This window comes from Serratia sp. (in: enterobacteria), from assembly GCF_046715635.1.
In the GTDB taxonomy this organism is placed as follows: Bacteria; Pseudomonadota; Gammaproteobacteria; order Enterobacterales; family Enterobacteriaceae; genus Chania.
Genome location: NZ_JBKJYW010000359.1, coordinates 1 through 3,016 on the forward strand (window position 1 = coordinate 1; position 3,016 = coordinate 3,016).

Below are 3,016 nucleotides of genomic sequence, written 5' to 3' on the forward strand. Positions count from 1 at the left end.
TTGGCCTGCCAGCGCCAGCGCACCTGAAACTCCGGCTTGGTGATATGCGCAAACAGGAAGTTCAGCAGAGCATCGCTCTCCTTCGCCGCCAACCCGACAATCCGCGTAGTAAATCCTTCATTGACGAACAGCGCCTGCTTGCCGGTCACCGGATGGGTGCGGATCACCGGATGCAGCAACGGTGGGTTTTTCTGCACGGCCAACTGCCAGCGCTGATGCTCCTCCTCACTGCCACGATGTTTATATTCAGGGAACGACTTGGTGAAGTCATGCTCCGCCTGCAACCCGGCCAATAGCCGCTTAAAGGGTTCGGACAACGCCTCATAAGCGGCAATCCCGCTAGCCCATAGCGTATCGCCTCCGGTCGTCGGCAACTGCTTGGCGGCTAAAATCGCCCCCTGCGGTGGGTTTTCAATAAAGGTGACGTCGGTATGCCAGTTGTCGTTATCCGGCGGGTTATCGTCATGGGTATCCAGCACAATGATCTCCTCCACATCGGGAGCATGTGGATACACCGGATGAATATGCAGATCGCCAAAGCGCCCTGCCAGCTCGCGCTGCTGTAGCGGTGTGATGGGCTGATCGCGCAGGAACAGCACCTGATGCTTGAGCAAGGCATGGTAAAGCTGTTCAAACTGGCCGTCGCCCAGTGGCCGCGCCAGATTGACGTTTTCCACCAGCGCACCGATATAAGGCCCCAACGGGGTAATTGCTAAACGTTCGTTCATTGCTGTACTCCATGCCAGGGGGTCAACCGGCGCTGTAAGGCACGCAGCCCCAGTTCCAGACCAAATGCGATTATCGCAATCACGCTGATACCGGCGATCACCACGTCGGTCGCCAAAAACTCACCGGCGGACTGCACCATAAATCCCAAACCGCGCGTGGCGGCAATCAGTTCGGCAGCCACCAGCGTAGACCAGCCGACGCCCAAGCCAATACGGATGCCGGTCAGAATTTCCGGTAGCGCGCTGGGCAACACCACAAAACGCAGCAGTTGCCAGCGGTTGGCTCCCAAAGCCTGCGCGGCACGGATGCGAACCTGCGCTACGCTGCGTACTCCTGCCACGGTCGAAAGCGTCACCGGGGCAAAAATCGCCAGGTAGATCAGCAGAATTTTTGAGGTTTCACCGATGCCAAACCAGATCACCATCAGTGGCAGATAGGCCAGCGGCGGCACCGGGCGATAAATTTCAATCAGGGGATCGAGCAGACCACGCACCGTCTCACTCAACCCCATCGCAATACCCACCGGGACGCCGATGACCACTGCAGCAAGCAGTGCCACCAGGATTCGCCCCAGGCTGGCGGCCAGATGTTGCCACAGCGTGGCATCCATAAAGCCTTGCGGGCTGGCAATGACCACCAACTGATGCAATACCTGCTGCGGCGCGGGCAGAAATAACGGGCTGATCAACTGCAAGGCGGTTACCGCCCACCAGATTGCCAACAACACCAGCAAGGTTGCCGTGCTCAGCTTTAGGCTGCGCGGCAACGTGAAACGAGATTGACGCACCGCTGTCGGTACTGCGGCTTTCAGAACAGAATGCAGGCTCATAGCAAGGCCTCGCGCTGTTGGAACACCCGGCCCAGCACGTATTCACGCTGGGCGATAAACTCAGGATCGGACTTGATGGCGCGGCAAGCCTCTCCGGCGGCATAGCGCTGGCCAAAGTTCAGCGATAAACGCTCCACCACCTGTCCAGGGCCAGGAGAAAGCAGTAACAGCTCGCTGGCCAGGAATACCGCTTCTTCGATGTCATGGGTGATCAGCAGTACCTGCTTGCCAGTATCGCGCCAAATGTTCAACAGCAGTTCCTGCATCTGTTCGCGAGTGAACGCGTCCAGTGCCCCGAAAGGCTCATCCAGCAGCAACAGCCGAGGATCGGCGGCCAAGGCACGTGCAATACCCACCCGCTGACGCATCCCACCGGACAGTTGCCAGATGAAGTGTTGTTCATAGCCGGTCAGCCCAACGCGTTGCAACATCTGCTGCGCCACCTTGCGGCGTTGCGGCTTGGCCACACCGGCCAGTTGCAAGCCAAACTCCACGTTATCCACCACGTTGCGCCACGGCAGTAAGCCTTCATGCTGGAAGACCACGCCCCGCTCGGCACCCGGGCCTTTGACGGGGACTTCATCCAGCGTAATGCTACCTGCCGTTGGCTCAATAAAGCCGGCGATCAAATTCAGCAACGTGGTCTTGCCGCAGCCGGAAGGCCCCAACACCACCACCAGTTGCCCGGCGGCGATCTGGAACGACACATCGCGCAGCGCCGCACGCCCCTGATAATCGGCCGAAAGATGGCTAACGTTTAGCATGGCGGCTCCCTTACGACTGCGGCGCAGACTGCACCTGTTTGACAAAACGGTCGGTCACATAGGCGCTGTAATCACTGTCCACCTGCGGGATCTTACCTTGTTGCTTAAGGAACTCGGCGGTATCACGAATGGCTTTATCTACCGGCTGGCCCAGTTGAGTGATCTGATCGGCGACCGGCAGGTAGCGATTACCCTTCACCAGTTCCGGCACCTGTTCTGGCGGCACTCCGCTCAGGCGAGCCAGCGTGTTGAGGTTGCTTGAATCTTTTAGCCACTGCTCCGGCTGTGCCAGGTAGGCCTTCTGCGCTTTCAGGGCGCTGGCAGCAAACGCGGTGACGACTTCCGGATGCTGCTCGGCAAAGTCTTTACGAACTACCCACACGTCCAGCGTTGGTGAACCCCACTGGCCAACCTGTTCGGAGTCGGTCAATACCTTGCCCTGTTTGGCGAGTTCATTGACCACCGGTGCCCATACGTAGGCCCCGTCGATATCCCCACGCTGCCAGGCCGCCGCAATGGCTGGCGGTTGCAGGTTGAGAATTTGCACCTGGTCAGGTTTGATGCCCCAGTGTTTCAAGGAGGCCAGCAGGCTGTAGTGAGTGGTGGAAATGAACGGTACCGCAATGCGCTTACCGATCAGATCCTGGGGAGATTTGATATCCTTTTTTACCACCAGCGCTTCGGAACTACCCAG

Annotated in this window: 4 protein-coding genes; all 4 read right to left on the reverse strand. The window is 58.7% G+C overall.

The window, feature by feature from the left end:
* Positions 1-728: taurine dioxygenase (gene tauD, locus ACLQ7H_RS18820; RefSeq protein WP_411753979.1), on the reverse strand; the 728-nt coding region annotated here is incomplete at its 3' end.
* Entirely contained in the window at positions 725-1,558 is an 834-nt protein-coding gene (tauC, locus tag ACLQ7H_RS18825; protein WP_411753980.1) for a taurine ABC transporter permease TauC, read from the reverse strand. The genes tauC and tauD, both read right to left, overlap by 4 nt.
* On the reverse strand, positions 1,555-2,322 hold the full coding sequence (gene tauB / locus ACLQ7H_RS18830) for a taurine ABC transporter ATP-binding subunit (protein ID WP_411753981.1): 768 nt from the start codon (positions 2,320-2,322) through the stop codon (positions 1,555-1,557). Before tauB ends, tauC begins: the two co-directional genes overlap by 4 nt.
* A gap of 10 nt (positions 2,323-2,332) precedes the next feature.
* The coding region (gene tauA, locus ACLQ7H_RS18835) for a taurine ABC transporter substrate-binding protein (RefSeq protein ID WP_411753982.1) at positions 2,333-3,016 on the reverse strand (684 nt) is incomplete at its 5' end.